This window comes from Hoylesella buccalis ATCC 35310 (assembly GCF_025151385.1).
In the GTDB taxonomy this organism is placed as follows: domain Bacteria; phylum Bacteroidota; class Bacteroidia; order Bacteroidales; family Bacteroidaceae; genus Prevotella; species Prevotella buccalis.
Map to the genome: position 1 here is coordinate 1,165,275 of NZ_CP102287.1, position 18,415 is coordinate 1,183,689.

Consider the following 18,415-nt stretch of genomic DNA (forward strand, 5'->3'; position numbering starts at 1 on the left):
TGGACGAAGGTGCAGTCTATTTTATGCAAAGATAGTGCAAGCCGAATCCAAAAGAAGTTTACTTATTTTGGTAAGGTGCAGCCTATTTTATGCAAAAATAGCGCAAACCGAATCCAAAAGAAGTTTACTTATTTTGGTAAGGTGCAGCCTATTTTATGCAAAATTACGACTTAATTTCGATATAAGTCTTCTTTTTAACTTAAAAAATAGTACCTTTGCAGTAGGAAATTATAATAAAGTATGATACTTGATAAAATAGATGAGCTTCTGCATGAAGTAAGCAACCTTTCAGCAAAAAACGCTGAAGAAGTTGAACGGTTGCGCCTGAAATACCTCAGTAAGAAAGGTGAAATCAATGCTTTGATGGCCGATTTCCGCAACGTGGCCGCTGATGAGAAGAAAACAGTAGGCATGAAAATCAATGAATTGAAGCAGATGGCGTTGGACAAAATCAATGCCTTGAAAGAGCAAGTTGAGACTTCCGCCGATGCTTCTGATGACATTGACTTAACTCGTACGCCCTATCCTATCCGCTTGGGGACACGACATTCGCTGACCATCGTGAAGAATCAAATCTGCGATATCTTCCAACGAATGGGCTTTGTGTTGGCCGATGGCCCAGAGATTGATGACGACTTGCACGTTTTTACCAAGCTCAATTTTGCGTCAGATCATCCTGCCCGCGACATGCAAGACACGTTCTTCGTGAGCAAACATCCCAATGATGTGACCAAAAACATACTGCTACGCTCACATACATCAGGTGACCAGTCGCACTATATGGAGACCCATCAACCTCCTATCCGCATCATCTGCCCGGGAAGAGTGTACCGCAACGAGGCTATCTCGGCCCGCGCACACTGCTTCTTCCATCAGGTAGAGGGTCTATATATCGACAAGAACGTGTCGTTTACCGACCTCAAGCAGGTCTTGTTGACCTTTGCACGTGAGATGTTCGGCCCAGATACCGACATCAGACTGCGTCCCAGCTACTTCCCTTTCACTGAGCCAAGTGCCGAAATGGATATCTCTTGTTTCATCTGTGGTGGTGATGGTTGTGCCTTCTGCAAGCATACTGGTTGGGTAGAGATACTCGGTTGCGGCATGGTTGACCCCAACGTGCTGGAATCTTGCGGCATTGATAGTAAGGTATACAGTGGTTATGCCTTCGGAATGGGCGTGGAGCGCATCACCAATCTGAAGTATCGTGTGAGCGATTTGCGCATGTTCTCAGAGAACGACCTGCGGTTCTTGAAAGAATTCGAGGCCGCCTATTAATGACAGAAGACACAGACAGTAAGCTGATATCGCCTGCCTGTGCCATCAAATAACTACAAAAAGACAGTCCATACGGATTGTCTTTTTTGTGTTTGTGCACGACACTTTACAGCCGAAAGCGTGATACCAAGCCGCCCAGTTCACACCTATTGTTCTATTTTCTCATAGTATCTCAACGAACCTAAGGCCGTTGCTTCGGGATGTAACATGATGATGAGATCCCTTAATAATAAGTCGGGACGGAAAGGAGTCTCCTCAAAATAAGGTTTAACACTGCCATTACACTGATAAATCTGGCCCGTCTTGAAAGCTTTCAATCCATCATATCCATGATATTCGGCCAACAAATCCTTCTTCGTCATGAGCCTTTCGCCGTTAAATTTGAATGCCCAAACGTCACTATCTCCAGCCTTTTCCAACACTTCTTCAAACGACAAAGGCAGGCTACCGCTATGCTTGTCGTCCGAAAAGGCATAGGTACCATTGGCATCGGCTATCATTTGTCCCATCGTACTCATCCCTCCGGGGCAGTACCACACGCTACCTGTCTTGCGTTCCGTTAAGATTGAACGCCCAGCGTGCCACGCTTGAGCCGTCGTCTTCAACCCTTGATAAAGACTGTCCACGACATTAAACAGCGAATCGGCACGCTTTTCCTGACCGAACAACATGCCATAAAATTTCATCCACTCGGCTCTGCCCAATGGAGAAGTTTCCATATAATCGGCCATCTCTATGATGGGCGTTCCCAATTGCGCCAACTTTCCATAACCACCGCTGTTCTCAAAAGGTGACAAGAACAACGCCTGCGGCTTCAATTCGATGATTTTTTCTAACTGGGGTACCATGCCTTCACCACAATCCACAATCTTTCCCAATCGTACTCGCTCATGAATAGAGGGTATCAGGATGTATTTCAAGTCGGCAACGCCAACAATTTGATCCAAACAACCTAAATATTCCAGCAGTTTGCAGTGAGCTGTCGTGAAGACAACGCTGCGCATTAAAGGCGTATAAACCAACGTTCCTTCGGGCAAATGATCCACCCGAGCCGAATCTTTCCTATCCACCAGCACATAAGTATGCAACGTTTTCCCCTCACGCCACGGGTCAACGAGTGTGACAACCGTAAACAGTTGATGCTTCACCACCTTAATATGTTGGGCATACTTGAATGCCAATGGCTCCCCATTGCTCGAACTTGTCGACCCTCTGCCATGCCGGCAACCCGCCAACGAGATGACCGTGAAGAGGGCAAAAGCTCCAAACCAACTCAAAAAAAACTTATTCTTCATGCCTTTCAGTTCTATACATGGTGCAACATGCCATGCCAAAACACGATACAAAAATACAAAATTATTAAACAAAAGCAACATTGAAGTGCCACAATTTTGCATCTTCCTACCATTATGTTCGCCTGTCATACGAGAAGGGAAAAGGATGTTTTTCAACTATTATTATGTCATAATTTTTGTTTATTCCAAAAAAATCATAACTTTGCCCAATCTAATTATAACTAAACACTCAATTAACCATGGAAGAAGAAAAAGAAAACGTCATGAGCGGTCAGCTGAATACCAAGAAGCTGTTTACCTTCTTAGGAATCATAGCCGTGACCGCTATCGTGTGGAACCTACCCATCGACACCTTTGGCATCGATGGATTGACCGTCATTCAACAGCGAATCATCGCCATTTTTGTGTTCGCCACCCTGTCGTGGATCACCGAAGCCGTGCCTTCGTGGGCCACCTCATTAGCCATCATCACCGTGATGTGCTTAACTGTTTCTAACAACAGTCTATCAATGTTCAAGGGCGAAGAGAATGAAGTATTCGGCACCTTGCTCAAATCAAAGGATATCATGGCGACCTTTGCCAACCCCGTTATCATCCTGTTCTTGGGCGGATTCATCCTTGCCATAGCAGCGACAAAATCGGGATTGGATGTCCTTTTGGCCCGTAACCTCATCAAACCGTTCGGACACAAGAGTGAGAATGTACTTTTAGGGTTCCTCCTCATCACCGGCATTTTCTCCATGTTTGTCAGCAATACCGCCACGGCAGCCATGATGCTCACCTTCCTCACGCCTGTATTCGCAGCCCTTCCACCCAACGGTAAGGGGCGCATTGCACTGACTATGAGCATCCCTGTAGCCGCCAACCTTGGCGGTATGGCCACGCCTATCGGCACACCACCGAACGCAATTGCCCTCCAAGCCCTCAACGACCCTGAAGGATTGAACATGGGTATCGGCTTTGGTAACTGGATGGCCTTCATGTTTCCATTAGTCATCGTCCTGCTGTTCATTTCGTGGCGCATCATCTTGAAATTCTTCCCCTTTACCCAGAAGACCATTGAGCTGGAAATCAAAGGGCGCATACATAAAGGATGGCGCATGTGGGTAGTAAGCGGAACCTTCATCCTCACCATTCTTCTCTGGCTCATTCCGGGCAAGATTACAGGCATGGACTCTAACACCGTGGCCATGGTACCTATGGGTATTTTCGCCATTACGGGCGTCATTACAGGCAAAGATCTGCAAGAAATCAACTGGAGTGTCATATGGATGGTGGCCGGCGGATTCGCCTTAGGCCTCGGCATGAACGGTTCTGGCTTGGCCGACCGTGCCATCGAGAGCATTCCTTTCAAGGAATTCAGTCCGGTAATCATACTGATTTTGTCGGGATTGATTTGCTATTTCTTGTCCAACTTCATCTCCAACACCGCAACAGCAGCCTTGTTGGTTCCAATTTTGAGCGTTGTCTGTGCAGGCATGGGCGACACCCTCAATTCCATTGGCGGCACATCTACGATACTCATCGGTATTGCCATCGCTGCTTCTTCAGCCATGTGCTTGCCTATCTCAACGCCACCAAACGCCATCGCCTATTCAACAGGACTGGTCAAGCAGAACGACATGCTCAAGGTGGGCTTGACAGTGGGTATCATCAGCATGATATTGGGTTACGCACTCCTGTTCTTTATTGGCGAAACCCATTTGCTGTAGCATAGCGAATGAATCACCATGACCCGTTGTGAGCACCCTACTCCAGCGGGATTATGGGTGTGAATATTCTTGACAAGCAGCCGCTTCATATTTGGCTTATTTACAAACGACAATCGTTTCGTTGCAAATAAGCCAAATATGAAGCGGTTTTCAGATGTACATGTGGGTCAATACGTTACGGCTGATTGTCACCACTAAAAAGTTGATTAGCAAATTATTTTGAGCTAAAAGCATTGCTTTAAGACTGCAATCTACATGCTTTTGCAGGCCAAAGTCCTGTAAATTGACCATCAACTAATCAACGAAAATGAAGAAATATCCAAATTGGTGTAAAATGACTGATAATGAGCAGGAAACGGAATAATTTGCATAGAAGTGCTCTTTTCAAAAAGGGTCATAATGTGCAGATTTAGGCAGAAGTTCAGTTACCAAACCGTTACCCGATTTTGCCATAGGTAACGATAGAGTAATGTTCGGTAACTGAATTATTTTCGCTCGTGTGGCTGTTGCTACGGTCGGCAGTTTTCTGCATAAGTGATGAACGCTTTGAAATTGGTATTTTTGCCACAAAACATCAAAGCGTATGAAAACAGAAAAAATGAAGGTGTTGCTCTACCTCAAAAAGAGCGGTCTGGACAAGTCGGGCAAGGCTCCGATTATGGGACGCATTACCATTGGACGTTCCATCGCCCAGTTCAGTTGCAAGCTCTCCTGTAATCCTGGCTTGTGGAATCCCCGTGAGAGCAGAATGGACGGAAAGAGCCGTGAGGCGGTGGAGGTGAATGGCAGGTTGGAGAACTTGCTGCTGTCCATCCAGTCAGCCTATCAGTCTTTGCTTGCAAGAGGTTGCCCATTTGACGTAACCGATGTGAAGGAACAGTTTCAAGGCAGTGTGCAGACACGGTGCATGCTCATTGAAAGGCTGAATATGCTCATTAAAGAGAAAGAAAGTCATATCGGTGTAGACATCAGAAAAGAGTCCATGGCAAGCTATCACTCCACGAGAATCCACTTGCTGGAGTTCATCCAAAAGAAGTATAAGGTTTCTGACTTAGCCTTCTCACAACTGACAGAGAACTTCATCCACGAGTTTCAGCAGTACTTCTTGGGAGAGTGTGGATTTCAGGAAAGCTCATTCTACAATGTCGCCACCCATTTGAAAACAGTTTGCAGGCTGGCTTACCGTGAGGGATTGGCAGACATCCTGCTTTTCGACAAAGTCAAAATCAGCAAGGGCGATAAGAAACTCCCAAAGGCACTTGACAGACGTTCACTTGACAAACTAATGAATACCCACTTCGGAGAGTTGGAGGAAGAAATGGAAACAGCAAGGGATTTGTTTGTTTTTGCCTGTCATACAGGTGTAGCCTATTGTGATTTAATGGGATTAAGTAAGACACATCTTGTCCGTGATGATGAGGAAAATCTTTGGATGAAGTTCAATAGGAAGAAGACAGGTGTACTTTGCCGTATTAAGTTGTTGCCTGAAGCGATTAGGATAATAGAGAAGTATCGAGGCGAAGAAAGGGAAAGACTGCTGCCACAGATGAAGTATGCCACCTATCAGTCGTATCTTAAAGCATTGCGCCTTAGAGAGGATATAGCCTTTCCCTTTACCACGCATACGGCAAGACACACCTTTGCCACACTTATCACGCTTGAGCAAGGAGTACCTATTGAAACGGTGAGCAAGATGCTCGGACATAGCAACGTAAGCATGACCGAGCGTTATGCAAAGGTAACACCGCAGAAACTCTTTGAGGAATTTGACCGTTTCCTTTCTTTCACTGAAGATATGCAGTTAACAATCTGATTCCTATTTTTTTCTATCTTATCATTACTTATAAATCAAGACTACCAAGACAATGAGAAGTACATTCAAGATACTATTTTATATCAACAGACAGAAGACAAAGGCAGACGGCAATACCGCCATTCTCTGCCGTATCACCATTGACGGAAAGAATACCGCCATTACCACAGGAGAAGAGTGTAAAGTCTCCGAGTGGAACACCAAGCAGGGTTTGACAACCAACAGGAAGACCAATCAAAGAATCAATGAGTTCAGGGATTTGGTGGAAAAGACCTATCGGGACATTCTTTTAAAGAACGGAGTTGTAAGCGTGGAACTTATCAAGAACCGCTTGCAAGGTATTGCCACCAATCCGACCACGCTCCTTGCCATGAGCAGGGCGGAACTCCAAACAGTCCAGGAAAGTGTTGGCAGATCAAGGGCAGAGGGAACTTACCTAAATCTGTTCTATTCTGACAGAAATCTCCGTGAATTTGTAGAAAACAAAGGAGTGCAGGATATATCCATCGGAACAATTACAGAGGACTTGTTCGAGGAATACCGCTTCTTTCTCAAAAAACGTGGGCTGAAAGCATCCACCGTCAACAGCAACCTCTGCTGGCTGAGCCGACTGATGTTCCGTGCGGTCAGCAAGAGAATTATCCGCTGCAATCCCTTTGAGAACGCCAAGTATGAAAAAGCAGAAAAGAAGATACGCTTTCTGCAAAAGAGCGATGTGATGAAACTTATGGCAATGAAGATGAACGACAAGGAAGCGGAGCTGGCAAGACTGATGTTTGTCTTTTCCTGCTTCACAGGCTTGGCTATCTCAGATATGGAGAATTTGGAATACAAGCATATCCAAACGGCATCGGACGGACAGATGTACATAAGAAAGGAACGTCAGAAGACCAAGGTTGAGTTCATCGTGCCGTTACATCCCATAGCGGAAACCATCATCACTCATTGCCGGAAAGAGCCGGAAAGAAACGAGGTACAGCAGACGGTGAAAGAAAAAGGCGACCACCTTGTTTTTCACCGTGATTGCAGCCGCAGTGTCATGGATGCCAAACTGAGTATTGTGGGAAAGGCTTGTGGTATTCGCCAAAGACTTTCCTTCCACATGGCAAGACATACATTCGGCACGATGAGCCTAAGCGCAGGTATTCCCATTGAGAGCATAGCCAAGATGATGGGGCATACCTCCATATCAAGCACTCAAGTCTATGCGCAGGTAACGGACAGGAAGATATCAGAGGATATGGACAGGCTCATTGCCAAGCAATCGGCAAAAGAAAAGGAAACTTTGGAGAGAGAGGCTTGTGAACCTTCGGATATTGTAACCTGTAAAATGGAGGAAACGGCATGAAGACAATCAATAATCCCAAAAGAAAAGTAAGCGTAACCAATCAGCGCAGTTATTTCGACTGGACTGATGGAATGCAGGTTGTTCGCAGAGGAAATGGCGAAATTGGCATGACAGAGAGCGAACTTGTGAGGTTCTTCGGGGTAACATGGAGAAAACTCAACCATAGGCTGCAAACGATAATAAAATCCTCCAACCTGCATCCCGATGAAAGGGGTGCAGGTGAGGAAGTTATTTATGCAAACGAACAACTAAAAGGTTATGCTACGCTCTATCCACTTCCTATTATCATTGCCCTTTCCTTTCATCTTGACAGCGTAGAGGCAGATATGTTTAGGAAATATCTCTGCCAAACACTGCAATCCCCTGCGCCAATATTCATTCCTATTATTGTTGATACAAGTGGCATACAGGGGTGCTGAATGGCAGTTATATAGACTAATAATTAGTGTTTACTGAATAAATTATATTCGTTTGACATACAATAAATTATATTGTTTTATCTTTGGTTGTTTAACATAAAATTCGTACCTTTACAGTGTTAAATCAGAAGTGATGTGCTATTTTGTCAAGAACGTGATGAAGTTCCTCATGGAACTTTGTCTTGCCCTTTTCGAAATTAAGCTCAATTTATGGACAAATGCCATTGCAAAGTTTAGAGTCCGCTGCTTTGCAGTCATGGCAATTTATTAATTCAGCGAACACTAATTATATCCTTTTTTCTTTCACTGTTATATTTTACTACATAACTACATTAAAGGTAAAGCGATGAAAGAGAAAGGATTAATGAGTAGTAGGGCTATTATCGAAATGATACTACATAGTAACTACATTTAACCTTCTTCTTTCACTGCTTAGGTATATCTATAAAGAGTTCAATAACCGCTATCATGATTTTTAGGCGTTTTTCAGGAAGATGACGAAAAAAAATTGCCTACTTATTTGCTTTTTTCATAAAAAGTACATATATTTGCAGCGTATTTATTTATAAAACTCTAAAACTTATAGTTATGAAAGCAAAACAAACAATCCTTTACACTCTTACTTTCATATTGGCATTATTTGTAGGAGTATTAACATCGTGTTCTAATAATAATGAGGTAGCTGAAATTAATGCTACTAGAGATTACCTAACTGATTCTAAGGTTCTTGCTAAATTTGTTGATATAAATAAAACAGTTGGCGAGTACTATTTGAATGTAAATAAAACCTCTTTCAAAGATTTACTTTCTGATAAGGATTGGCAAGAATTGCAGAGCGTTAATCCTTTAAATAAACAAAGATTTGAAAAAGAAATAGCAGAATTAAATATGCGATTACAAACCGCTGCAAATAATCCAAAAACTTCTCAAATAGTATATTCTACGTATAATGAAACTTGGATTAGAAATCTTACACAAGATAATATAGTGCAAGTTGAAAATACCGTAAAAAGCTCTCTAACAAGAGGAAGTAATCTTGCAACATTATCAATTTTCCCTGAAAGTAAAAGTCAGTGTTATTTCACTTCTGGAAAGAAAATTATTTCAAGAATTCAATTAAATATCTTCAATGGTAGCTATTTCTTTTTTGACATTCTTTGTAAAACAGATGCAAAAAAAGAACCCAATCCGAATATGAATGAAAAACTAATAACTCTTTCAGGAGTATCAATGCTTCCATATAATTATTTTACTTGGACAGCATATAGCAATGATGCTAATATAAATTGGCAATTTGAAGGATTAGGTTATGAACCCAGAAATGGTGGTCCTATTGCCACTGCTACTTTTGAATCGTACAATTAAATGTTTTTATATATGGGGGGATATTATATATCCCCCTATTTTTTAATTTAAACAAATGAACTCCACGTATAAGTTATTAGTAATGTTTGTTTTCTCTTTCTGCTTAATAACTTGCACTACTAAAGACGATTATACTACTAGTAATGATATTGTAGAGAAACTTACAAATAAAATATGGGTAAATATTATCAAGGATAAACCCAAAACGATGCATGAGCAATATATTTTTTTTAAGAATGGAACAGGATATCAAGTAGTTCAAGAATATCAAAACAAAGAAGTTGAAAAAGAAACAAAATCATTTTTTCATTGGACTTTTATGTATCCTGATAATAAAGTTATATATATAGATTGGGGATTGTATTGGAAAATAAATTCCTTGTCAGATGTTGTCTTTAATGTAGAGGAAACTTATGACGACCCCTATCAGACCCCTAGTCAACTCTATAAAAGAAAATTAGAGATGACCTCTAAAAACAGCATTTTTATGTAGTCGGTCTGAGTTATAAAGAAATCTGGTAGGAGGTAAATATTACTCATAAGAGGCATCCTCCTCCTACTTTTACATTTACCAACCTCCCACACCACCGTACGTGCCGTTCGGCATACGGCGGTTTTGTACTTTTACACCTCATGGTGTGTGGCAAGTTGTTTTCAGCTATCCCTTTGAGTAACATCACTTCTATCCTATTGTCGGATTTCGTCCTATCGTCTTGGATAGAGAGCTTCTTTCGGGCATCTGACGAAGAGGTTCGCAGGGTAGCAATCATTGGGCTTACTTGGGACTTGCACCCGTTAGATAATGCTTATGCCGAGCGTACAAATAGACCGTTACTACATATGTAAGTAACGGTCAAATATTTTTATAGATTTTGGGCTAATAGAATATTACCTTCTTCCTCCAAAGTGCACTCCTGAGAAAGACTTTTGTCTGGTGCCTCTTGTACAATCCTTGCACCTATCCATCCATTACCATCTCTTGTATATACTATACCTTCGCAAAAGAAGATTTCAGGCGTACCAAAAAAATCATTATCAGAAATATCTGGTTTTCCATCTATTATTAACTTAGAACCACCAAAGTTGATAGATACCTCCAATACAATATTTTTATAGTATTTTAGGAATGTGTTATGTACCCTATAACCTCCACCATTCCATGTTAAATCATTACTAAAGAAGCTATACACGGACTTATCATTCTCAGAAAAGAATTGTATCTGCTTCCCTGAATTGCCCGTATCTAATCCTGAGAAAAATTTAATTACTTTATTTACCAAAAAAAGGTATAGAGTTTTTGCTTTTTTTTCAGAAGCTTTATTCTCTCCTAATACATTAAAGACACTTTCTCCTATAATAGGAATGACGTACGGACTTTTTGATGGATTCCCATTGTATACTGTAGTCCACTTATTCTCAATCCCTCCCTTAAAATTCTTTGTTGCTCCTGCATAGGTTGTGAAACGATGATTATTAATACTATTCCATTGTTGTTGCAACTTTGACTTATTAAATTTCATGAAATCTTTAAAAACTGGTTCTTTTATTTGTTGTCTTACAATCAACGAAGATAGGCCATAATAGATTCCATCATCCCAATGTACCATTCTTCCCCAGCTTAAACCATGTCAAAGTTTTTTCATTACTTTACAGTCAATACCAATGGACACACCAAATACATAATCATATTGATATAAAGAAACATATAGTTTTCTGCGTGAATTTGAATTGAACCTGATTTTTATATGTTTCAGGTAACTAGGAGAAAATCTAATTATCTTATCTATAATATGAACTTTAACTGCTCCTACTTTCGGAAAATTTTGCACATCTTCTCGCGTAAGTTCATGACGAGTTGCTGCCCTTGTTGTAGGTTGGTTAGGTATGACAACATCATCAGAGTCTTCATCGAAATATTGTTCGTTGTCTATTGGACTAGAAGGGCTATCGTTCCATCTACAGAAGGTATCTTTCAACTTTACATTACCTAATTTCTTTAATCCCTCTGCAACATTAGTAAAGTCTTTCACTTTGGTAACTGCATTCTCAAGTTCTATCTTATTAGAGCAGTGGGTAAAGAATGTTCCATCTTTCGTTATACGATACAATGTATCATTAACAATAATTTCTAAGTTTTTATTCAGGAAATGTCTGAATTTTTCATCAGGAATAAGAAATCCTATCTGTTCGATATTCGTATTTCCTTCAGAAAAATCATTATAAATATCATCAGCAGATGAAAAAGAGTGCGAGGATCTTGTTTTAATTCCTTTTGTAATATCATAACTCTCAAGTGCTTTCTTAAAGGCATCCTTACTCTCAAAAGACATAATTTCGGCAGAAGTGCTTTCAGGAGAATGGAAGTTGTTTTTTCCCCTTGATCTACAATATCTTCTGAACTACAAGCACCCATAATAAGCAATTAGGCAATGCTACTAAGAAAAGTAATAAATGTTTTAATCTTATTTTTTTTGTGTGCAAAATAAATAATAAAAGTCTTACACAATACCTATTTATAATGATTTTTACTTGAACATTTATGCTATTTTACTAATATTTGTATCAATTATTCACATCAATCTACTATTCTCTGTATTTCCATTTTTTACCTGTAATAAGTGTTAATGCCAATTATAACTATTGAAGGCGGTTTTATTCGCATTCCTTATAATTATTATCCAACATTTTCTCCAAATCCGACTCCTTATAAAGTATCTTTCCTGCAAAGTGTGTGTAGGGGATAATCCTCCTGTCCCGATAGTCCTGCAAGGTACGAGGGCTGATATACAGCCGCTCGCACACCTCCTTGCCTGTCAGGAAATGCTCACCGCCAAATAGCGGTTTGTGTGTCTGTGCCACTTCCTTTATCCGTCTGTTCACTCTTTCAAGTGCTGACAGCACCACCTGCATATCATTCGCTTCCATATTCAAGTCCTTTATTGACTCCATTGTCATCTTGTTTTATGTGTTATTCTTAGATTTAACTGTTTTAGGCTTCTCCGATTTAGTCTGCAGCAGCCACTCCACGTCCTCACGCTTGTAGTAGCACTTATGCCCAATTTGGGCAAAGGGCAACACGCCCGTATCACGGTAATGCTGTAAGGTACGCTTACTGATGTTTAGCAACTTACATGCATCCCCGTTGTGCAGCCAATCGGTATGCTTGCTCTGTTCTCCTAAAGCCTTGTGGCAGGTCTCGGCAAGACAGAGTATCTCATTCCTCAACTTTGCCCAGTTTGAATCCGTAATGATAAAATATCCCATAGTTTTATTGTTATTTTGTTTGTAATTCTATCTTATTGGTATTGACAATATCTTTGCCTGTTCTGCGTTTCACCGCACGTTTATGCCTACAAAAGTATGATGAGTTTGTCACACTTCAAAGCAGTAGGGAACAGCAGGGAAATATCGGGAAGTTGAAGGAAAAGTTAACGCATTTTATCGGCAGCCGTTTGCGCATTATTACCCTGTTTTCTTCTTTCACCGTTAGTTTAGTGCAAAAATAGGACAATTCATGTCCGTGTATGTCCTATTCAATCATTCTTCGTTCAAGTGGCACCTTGTAGCACTCTTGGTGTAAACAAACGCTACCTTTTTCTGTGCTGATACTATTGTTTGCAATATCGGTGCAGAATACCGCATACATGCGCAAAAGGTACATTCCTGCCTCTGCCTTTTCTTGTTATTTTATCATCTGTTTTGACTTAATTTGGGCTTCAATCAGTCATTTCTTTTCCTGTCTCCTCAAAAATCCGTGCGAACTTTATTGCGAATGAACGCAACATCATGCAAGCACTCCCCGAATGCTTGGAACTTTCCCATTCTCTTCATAACTTCACTCTCGGAAACAAAAACAGGCATATAATGAAAACAAGCGCAGATAAAGGCAATTCGGAGGGCGGGAACAACATGGCCAGACCGAGAAAGGCTTCCTCTAAGAACTCAGAGATAGAAGCCTATCTCTCCAAGCATTATGAGTTTAGATACAATACGGTATTGGGACGAACCGAATACCGTAGAAAATCTGATTGCGATTTTGTCAAGGTGGGTCGCTATGAAATCAATACGCTCCGCAGGGAGATAGACAACGACATCAGTATAACAACCTCCTCGGATAATCTGTACTCCATCATCGAGAGCAGCTTCTCTCCACGTGTCAATCCCATACAGGAGTATTTTAAAAGGTTGCCATCGGTGGATATAAGCAGTAGTTCTCCCTTTGCGCTGAAAGTTATTCCCGAATTGGCAAGTTGCGTAGTTGTTCGCAACTCTGACAAGTGGCTGCCATACCTTACCAAATGGCTCGTGGCAACGGTTGCCAACGCCATGGACGACCGTGAATGTCGTAACCACACTTGCCTCGTGCTGACAGGTGAGCAGGGCAAGTTCAAGACAACATTCCTTGACTTGCTCTGTCCTCCGGCTCTTCACGGTTACAGCTATACGGGCAAGATATATCCGCAGGAGAAGGACACGCTTACCTATATAGGGCAAAATCTCATCGTAAACATTGATGACCAGCTCAAAGCCCTCAACAAGCGTGACGAGAACGAGCTGAAAAATCTCATCACCTGCCCGATGGTCAAGTACCGTATGCCCTACGACAAGTATGTGGAGGAACATCCCCACTTGGCGAGTTTTGTTGCATCGGTGAACGGTAACGATTTCCTTACCGACCCCACAGGCAGCAGGCGGTTTCTGCCCTTTGAAGTATTGTCTATTGACATAGAACGAGCAAAGGCAATCTCAATGGATAGTGTCTATACCGAAGCAAAAGCCCTGTTAAAATCTGGTTTCCGCTATTGGTTTGACGATAATGAGATAGCAGAGCTTTACAAAGAGAGTGAGGATTTCCAAGTGCAGACCGCAGAAATGGAACTACTGCTACGCTGCTTTGAGAAGCCAACGGAGGATAATCCCTATTGTACCTATATGACCACCACCGAGATAATCACCTACTTAGGCTACTATACGCATCATCCCTTGTCCTTAAAGCACATGGGCGAAGCCCTTAGGAAGGCAGGCTTTGAGAAAGTAAGCCGAAGGCGTGACGGTGGCAGCCCCATCTATGTGTATAAGGTAAGGAAGATTCTGCCGTGTCCTTTGCTGAATAGTTGCAGCAGTCAGATGCCATAAACTATGTGTAGTAGGCAAATGTAGTTGGATGTGTAGTTTCTTCAAAATCATAATATATAACTGATTAACAACAACTTAGAGTAGAGTAGTTTGTAGTAAGAAGAAAGATGAAAAAGTTTGGAGGGGAAAGACTTAGGAAAAGGGAAATTCATTCAAATGCAATCAAATATAATTCAGACAATCGATTATAATTCAGACAATCGATTATAACTCAATCACTTAAATTATTCAAGCAATGAAAGAAGAAGATTTATCACTTATCAAGCGATATCCCATCGTGGAGTATCTCGAAAGGAAAGGCATCAAGCCTGTACGTAGGACTGCAGTCTATGCCCTGTATTGTTCACCGCTCAGGGAGGAAACGCATCCGAGTTTTAAGGTGGACACAGAGAAGAACCTTTGGATAGATTATGGCGAAGGTAAGGGTGGAAGTATCATCGACCTCTGTATGCGTATGGAGGGCTGCACGCTATCGGAAGCCATCCATCACTTGGGGCAGAACGCTCCCGATAATACAGTATATAGTTCTCACAAAGACTTCTCACAAAACAATCTCCAACCAACGATGGCTGCAAACGAGACAAGGAAACTGATAAGTATATCAGACACCCTACCGCCACATTTGCAGGAGTATCTTACAAAGGTACGCTGCATTGATTTGGAAAAGGCAAAGCCTTTCCTTAAATGTATCAGCTATGAGGTAAGGGGCAGGCGCTATCAATCCATCGGCTTTGCCAATCAATCAGGAGGGCATGAACTTCGGGACAATGGCACGTTCAAGGGAACGATAGCTCCGAAGGACATTACTCCTATATTCACCGACAAGATAATAAACCAAATACAGCCAACTTGTGTGTTCGAGGGATTTATGGATTTTCTTTCTTTTCTTTCAATGAAAGAAGAAGTAACAAGTGCCTGCCTTGTGCTAAACTCCGTGAGCAATACCGCCAAAGCAATTCGGTATATGAATGCGCAGGGAATATCTTCCATTCGTACCTTCCTTGATAATGACGATGCAGGGCGGAGGGCTGTTCAAGATTTCATAAAGGCAGGTTTCCATGTTGAGGACATGAACATACATTACAAAGACTTCAAGGATCTCAACGATTTTCATGTCAGTCGTGTCCGTGAGCGACAGAATCATAAAGAGCAGATACAGGCACACATGTCGGTTACAGAACAAAATCAAAGCAATAAATCAAAACAAGTCAAACATAAAATGAGATAGAGAAATGAAAAAGAAAACAATGATGAATGACAAAGACCTTTCATGGTTCTTGGAATGCCAAGATGATAAAATGGACAATGAGGTAATCCCACAGACGGAAGCACAACCCGTTCCTGTGGAGGAAATAACAACGGACGTAGAAATAAATGAGGACAGTGTTACTCAAGGAGAAGCGGATATCACTTCTGGGAAATCCGAGCATACACGGCATACTGAGAATATGGCTGTTCAAAGACGCATCAGCTCCAAAATGAGGAAGAAAACACTCGAAGCCTACAAGCAAGCCTATCTTGTGCCAACCAAACTGTGCAACCGAAAGGCGGTCTATCTGAGCCGAGAAACGCAGGAGCATGCCGACTTCATCGTGCGCAGGTTAGGCGACAGGGGCAGCAACCTTTCAAGTTTCGTGGAGAACATCGTGCGTCTCCATTTGGAAGAGTACGGTGAGGACATAGATAAATGGAGGAGATTATAAATCACAGGAAAAGGGTCGAGGACTTTTGGGAAAAGGGGCTATTATTCCACTCAAAACTCTCAATCCTTTTTTAGAGAACATAGCAACAGAAATTTGTCAAACATACTGAATGATGAGAACACCACGAACACAGTTAAACACGGAATGCACAGCATTCACTTTCAAGCAGCAAAACGCCTTGTGCGTAAACGTTTCGTTAGCTGATAATGCAAGACGTCAGTTTGTACCCACAAACTGCTCTTGCTCCCCTCGTCAGACTGTCGGGGAGATTAGACCGTAATCACTACGTTCTCATCGGTCAGCATTCAGAAATTAAGCAACAACAAATCATCTATAATGATTAACTCTTAAAGGAAACTTATATGAATAGATACAAAGGAAAAGCTGCCCGATGGCAGTCAAAGGATAAGGAAGAACAGCGGATGAACAAGACAGAGTTCATCAAGATAAGATGCACCTTAGAGGAGAAGCATCGTATCAAGTCAAAAGCGGAAAGTACAGGGCGGAAGTTCTCAGAGTACTGCCGTGAGATACTCCTTAACGGAGAAGTAACAGCTGTTCCCAAGATGACAGACAATGAGAGGGAAGCCATTGCCATTCTTCAACATACAGGAAGGTTCTACGGGCAGGTTTCCAATCTCATCAAGCTCAAGGACGAGGATTGGCTACATATCACCAAGAACCTTTCGCTATGTGCCAAAGAGGCATTTAAGCGGTTTTACGACCCGCATTTTCGTGTGGATGATGAGGTATATAAGGTCTTAAATCTAACAAGAAATGATAGGTAAATGCAAGGCGATAGCGCACGGAAGCACAGCTTTGGACTATATTTTCAGGGAAGGCAAACTCGGTAGTCGGCTTGCATTCCACAATCTTTGCAGCAGAGATCCAAAGACTATCTATGAGGAAATGAAAGTGGTCAGTGACTACAACAGCCGTTGCAGGAACAAGTTTCTCCGTATCGAAATTGGCATCGCACCGCAGGACGAGAAAAAGCTGTCTGTGTCTGAATATATGTGGATAGCACATTTGTTTGCCAAGCGAATGGGACTTGACAACCACCAATGGGTGGCAGTAACGCACAAGGACACCGATAATAGACACATTCACATAATTGCTAACCGTATCAGTCTGTATGGAGAAGTCTATGATACCACCTTTGTGAGCAATAGGGCTGCAAGGGTGGCAGAGGAAATCAGCAGGGAGAAAGGCTTGACCATTGCAAAAGAGGTCAAGGCAGAAAGGAAACACCAAAAGGAAAAAGCCAGCCCTACAAGAGAGCAAACAAAGCAGCAGGTGCAGAAGATTTGCTACACCTTGCTTGACAAGTACAAAGGAACAGGCGTCAAGGGGCATTCCATGTTCCTTTATGAATTGAACAAAAACGGCATTACCATAGAGCGTATGAAGAACAAGCAGGGCAAGGTATATGGCTTGAAGTTCTCATACGCAGGGCAATCCTTCAAGGCTTCCGAAATCGGCAGGGAGTTCGGCTACCATTCCTTGCAGAAGAACTTTGAAACAACCAACAAGGAAGAATCAAGGAAACCACATCTAACAGTACAAGAGCCGACAGAAAAGAGAGAACAATCTGATACAGGCTACCAACTTGTACCTCCAAGCCGCTCCTCAATTTCACGAGACAATGACACACCACAAGTGCAGAGTCCTATTAGTACAGTGGCAGACACCATCGTTAGCGCAGCCGATGAAGTTGTGGAAGGGTTAGGCGATTTGATTACACCAAGTACACTAGGCTATGACTTAACCGAAGCTGCATGGCAGCGCAAACTCAGATACCAAGCTAACAGAAAGAAGAAACGTGGAAGGGGAATATAAACATAGCAGCATACAAAAAGTGCAGAATAAAGAATATCTCATCAAAAACGCTTGTTATTCGGTAACAAAGTATTATCTTTGCAAACGGAATAACAAGCGTTCTTTGTTAGGCAGAAAACAGCGAAGCCAAGTAGCTCGCTCGTTTCCAAATCGTTACCTGTTTAGTTTCACTAACAATGTAACTTCTTTATTTTCAGATAGATATATTTTTATAATTATCTTGAGGCACAAAGTGATGTTTTTAAGCGACTAAAAGGTATGCAATGAAGGCGAAAGTCGCATTTTCTTTCTCAATTATCCCCTTGTTTGCATCCTGTTTGCCTATTGATTTTTTCTAGATTGAAAGATAGGAGGTGCCGTTTTTTAGGGTATTATTTGGTAAAAAAAGTCAACGACATGCGCCATCTTCCACCCACTACTCTCTATTTAAACGAATAACGGCTGCGGATGAAAGTATGTCATCCATCCAGTCCATTTGTCACATATGCAAACGTCATCAATCCCAGT

Annotated in this window: 17 protein-coding genes; 12 read left to right on the top strand and 5 right to left on the bottom strand. The window is 41.8% G+C overall.

Features of this window, described 5'->3' with window-relative positions; all coding sequences use genetic code 11:
* Positions 1-240: 240 nt before the first annotated feature.
* Positions 241-1,278 (top strand): phenylalanine--tRNA ligase subunit alpha, encoded by a 1,038-nt coding sequence (gene pheS, locus NQ518_RS04910; RefSeq protein WP_227206168.1) that lies wholly within the window; start codon positions 241-243, stop codon positions 1,276-1,278.
* 146 nt (positions 1,279-1,424) lie between these two features.
* Here the strand turns inward: pheS and NQ518_RS04915 are convergent, their stop codons facing one another.
* The gene (locus NQ518_RS04915; RefSeq protein ID WP_227960676.1) at positions 1,425-2,573 is read right to left on the bottom strand and encodes an ABC transporter substrate-binding protein; all 1,149 of its coding nucleotides are present in this window, start codon (positions 2,571-2,573) and stop codon (positions 1,425-1,427) included.
* 239 nt (positions 2,574-2,812) lie between these two features.
* Here NQ518_RS04915 and NQ518_RS04920 point away from each other — a divergent pair, with 239 nt between their 5' ends.
* From NQ518_RS04920 to NQ518_RS04945, 6 genes are all read left to right on the top strand, one after another.
* Positions 2,813-4,285: an SLC13 family permease gene (locus NQ518_RS04920; RefSeq protein WP_227960674.1), complete on the top strand. Its 1,473-nt coding sequence runs from the start codon at positions 2,813-2,815 to the stop codon at positions 4,283-4,285.
* A gap of 583 nt (positions 4,286-4,868) precedes the next feature.
* Positions 4,869-6,098, top strand: coding sequence for a site-specific integrase (locus NQ518_RS04925; RefSeq protein WP_227960672.1), 1,230 nt, complete (start codon positions 4,869-4,871; stop codon positions 6,096-6,098).
* 52 nt (positions 6,099-6,150) lie between these two features.
* The gene (locus tag NQ518_RS04930; protein ID WP_227960670.1) at positions 6,151-7,446 is read left to right on the top strand and encodes a site-specific integrase; all 1,296 of its coding nucleotides are present in this window, start codon (positions 6,151-6,153) and stop codon (positions 7,444-7,446) included.
* On the top strand, positions 7,443-7,865 hold the full coding sequence (locus tag NQ518_RS04935) for a hypothetical protein (protein WP_227960669.1): 423 nt from the start codon (positions 7,443-7,445) through the stop codon (positions 7,863-7,865). The genes NQ518_RS04930 and NQ518_RS04935 overlap by 4 nt, the downstream gene beginning before the upstream one ends.
* Positions 7,866-8,453: 588 nt before the next feature.
* Positions 8,454-9,230: a hypothetical protein gene (locus tag NQ518_RS04940; protein ID WP_227960667.1), complete on the top strand. Its 777-nt coding sequence runs from the start codon at positions 8,454-8,456 to the stop codon at positions 9,228-9,230.
* 82 nt (positions 9,231-9,312) lie between these two features.
* Positions 9,313-9,723, top strand: a complete 411-nt coding sequence (locus tag NQ518_RS04945) for a hypothetical protein (RefSeq protein ID WP_227960665.1) — start codon at positions 9,313-9,315, stop codon at positions 9,721-9,723.
* 370 nt (positions 9,724-10,093) lie between these two features.
* Here NQ518_RS04945 and NQ518_RS04950 read toward each other — a convergent pair whose 3' ends face one another.
* From NQ518_RS04950 to NQ518_RS04965, 4 genes are all read right to left on the bottom strand, one after another.
* The gene (locus tag NQ518_RS04950; RefSeq protein ID WP_227960663.1) at positions 10,094-10,837 is read right to left on the bottom strand and encodes a hypothetical protein; all 744 of its coding nucleotides are present in this window, start codon (positions 10,835-10,837) and stop codon (positions 10,094-10,096) included.
* A 21-nt stretch (positions 10,838-10,858) separates the two neighbouring features.
* Positions 10,859-11,560, bottom strand: coding sequence for a hypothetical protein (locus tag NQ518_RS04955; protein ID WP_227960662.1), 702 nt, complete (start codon positions 11,558-11,560; stop codon positions 10,859-10,861).
* Positions 11,561-11,882: 322 nt separating this feature from the next.
* The gene (locus NQ518_RS04960) at positions 11,883-12,179 is read right to left on the bottom strand and encodes a helix-turn-helix domain-containing protein (RefSeq protein ID WP_227960660.1); all 297 of its coding nucleotides are present in this window, start codon (positions 12,177-12,179) and stop codon (positions 11,883-11,885) included.
* Positions 12,180-12,191: 12 nt separating this feature from the next.
* Positions 12,192-12,494, bottom strand: coding sequence for a helix-turn-helix domain-containing protein (locus NQ518_RS04965; RefSeq protein ID WP_227960658.1), 303 nt, complete (start codon positions 12,492-12,494; stop codon positions 12,192-12,194).
* A 522-nt stretch (positions 12,495-13,016) separates the two neighbouring features.
* On the opposite strand from NQ518_RS04965, the gene NQ518_RS04970 reads away from it, so the two are divergent.
* From NQ518_RS04970 to NQ518_RS04990, 5 genes are all read left to right on the top strand, one after another.
* Positions 13,017-14,366 carry a virulence-associated E family protein gene (locus tag NQ518_RS04970; RefSeq protein ID WP_227960656.1) on the top strand — a complete coding sequence of 450 codons (1,350 nt, stop codon included), beginning with the start codon at positions 13,017-13,019 and terminating at the stop codon, positions 14,364-14,366.
* Positions 14,367-14,601: 235 nt separating this feature from the next.
* Positions 14,602-15,594 (top strand): toprim domain-containing protein, encoded by a 993-nt coding sequence (locus NQ518_RS04975; RefSeq protein ID WP_227960654.1) that lies wholly within the window; start codon positions 14,602-14,604, stop codon positions 15,592-15,594.
* 4 nt (positions 15,595-15,598) lie between these two features.
* Positions 15,599-16,069 carry a DUF3408 domain-containing protein gene (locus tag NQ518_RS04980; protein ID WP_004344884.1) on the top strand — a complete coding sequence of 157 codons (471 nt, stop codon included), beginning with the start codon at positions 15,599-15,601 and terminating at the stop codon, positions 16,067-16,069.
* Positions 16,070-16,431: 362 nt separating this feature from the next.
* Positions 16,432-16,857 (top strand): plasmid mobilization protein, encoded by a 426-nt coding sequence (locus tag NQ518_RS04985; protein WP_025064554.1) that lies wholly within the window; start codon positions 16,432-16,434, stop codon positions 16,855-16,857.
* Complete coding sequence (locus tag NQ518_RS04990; protein ID WP_227960652.1) at positions 16,847-17,908, top strand: relaxase/mobilization nuclease domain-containing protein; 1,062 nt, start codon at positions 16,847-16,849, stop codon at positions 17,906-17,908. Before NQ518_RS04985 ends, NQ518_RS04990 begins: the two co-directional genes overlap by 11 nt.
* Positions 17,909-18,415 lie beyond the last annotated feature (507 nt).

Coding starts and splice junctions, on each gene's coding strand:
- NQ518_RS04930 (WP_227960670.1), top strand. CDS start 6,151: ATGAGAAGTACATTCAAGATACTATTTTATATCAACAGACAGAAGACA.
- NQ518_RS04940 (WP_227960667.1), top strand. CDS start 8,454: ATGAAAGCAAAACAAACAATCCTTTACACTCTTACTTTCATATTGGCA.
- NQ518_RS04950 (WP_227960663.1), bottom strand. CDS start 10,837: ATGGTACATTGGGATGATGGAATCTATTATGGCCTATCTTCGTTGATT.
- NQ518_RS04915 (WP_227960676.1), bottom strand. CDS start 2,573: ATGAAGAATAAGTTTTTTTTGAGTTGGTTTGGAGCTTTTGCCCTCTTC.
- NQ518_RS04980 (WP_004344884.1), top strand. CDS start 15,599: ATGAAAAAGAAAACAATGATGAATGACAAAGACCTTTCATGGTTCTTG.
- NQ518_RS04960 (WP_227960660.1), bottom strand. CDS start 12,179: ATGGAGTCAATAAAGGACTTGAATATGGAAGCGAATGATATGCAGGTG.
- pheS (WP_227206168.1), top strand. CDS start 241: ATGATACTTGATAAAATAGATGAGCTTCTGCATGAAGTAAGCAACCTT.
- NQ518_RS04990 (WP_227960652.1), top strand. CDS start 16,847: ATGATAGGTAAATGCAAGGCGATAGCGCACGGAAGCACAGCTTTGGAC.
- NQ518_RS04975 (WP_227960654.1), top strand. CDS start 14,602: ATGAAAGAAGAAGATTTATCACTTATCAAGCGATATCCCATCGTGGAG.
- NQ518_RS04925 (WP_227960672.1), top strand. CDS start 4,869: ATGAAAACAGAAAAAATGAAGGTGTTGCTCTACCTCAAAAAGAGCGGT.
- NQ518_RS04985 (WP_025064554.1), top strand. CDS start 16,432: ATGAATAGATACAAAGGAAAAGCTGCCCGATGGCAGTCAAAGGATAAG.
- NQ518_RS04965 (WP_227960658.1), bottom strand. CDS start 12,494: ATGGGATATTTTATCATTACGGATTCAAACTGGGCAAAGTTGAGGAAT.
- NQ518_RS04920 (WP_227960674.1), top strand. CDS start 2,813: ATGGAAGAAGAAAAAGAAAACGTCATGAGCGGTCAGCTGAATACCAAG.
- NQ518_RS04935 (WP_227960669.1), top strand. CDS start 7,443: ATGAAGACAATCAATAATCCCAAAAGAAAAGTAAGCGTAACCAATCAG.
- NQ518_RS04955 (WP_227960662.1), bottom strand. CDS start 11,560: ATGTCTTTTGAGAGTAAGGATGCCTTTAAGAAAGCACTTGAGAGTTAT.
- NQ518_RS04970 (WP_227960656.1), top strand. CDS start 13,017: ATGCAAGCACTCCCCGAATGCTTGGAACTTTCCCATTCTCTTCATAAC.
- NQ518_RS04945 (WP_227960665.1), top strand. CDS start 9,313: ATGTTTGTTTTCTCTTTCTGCTTAATAACTTGCACTACTAAAGACGAT.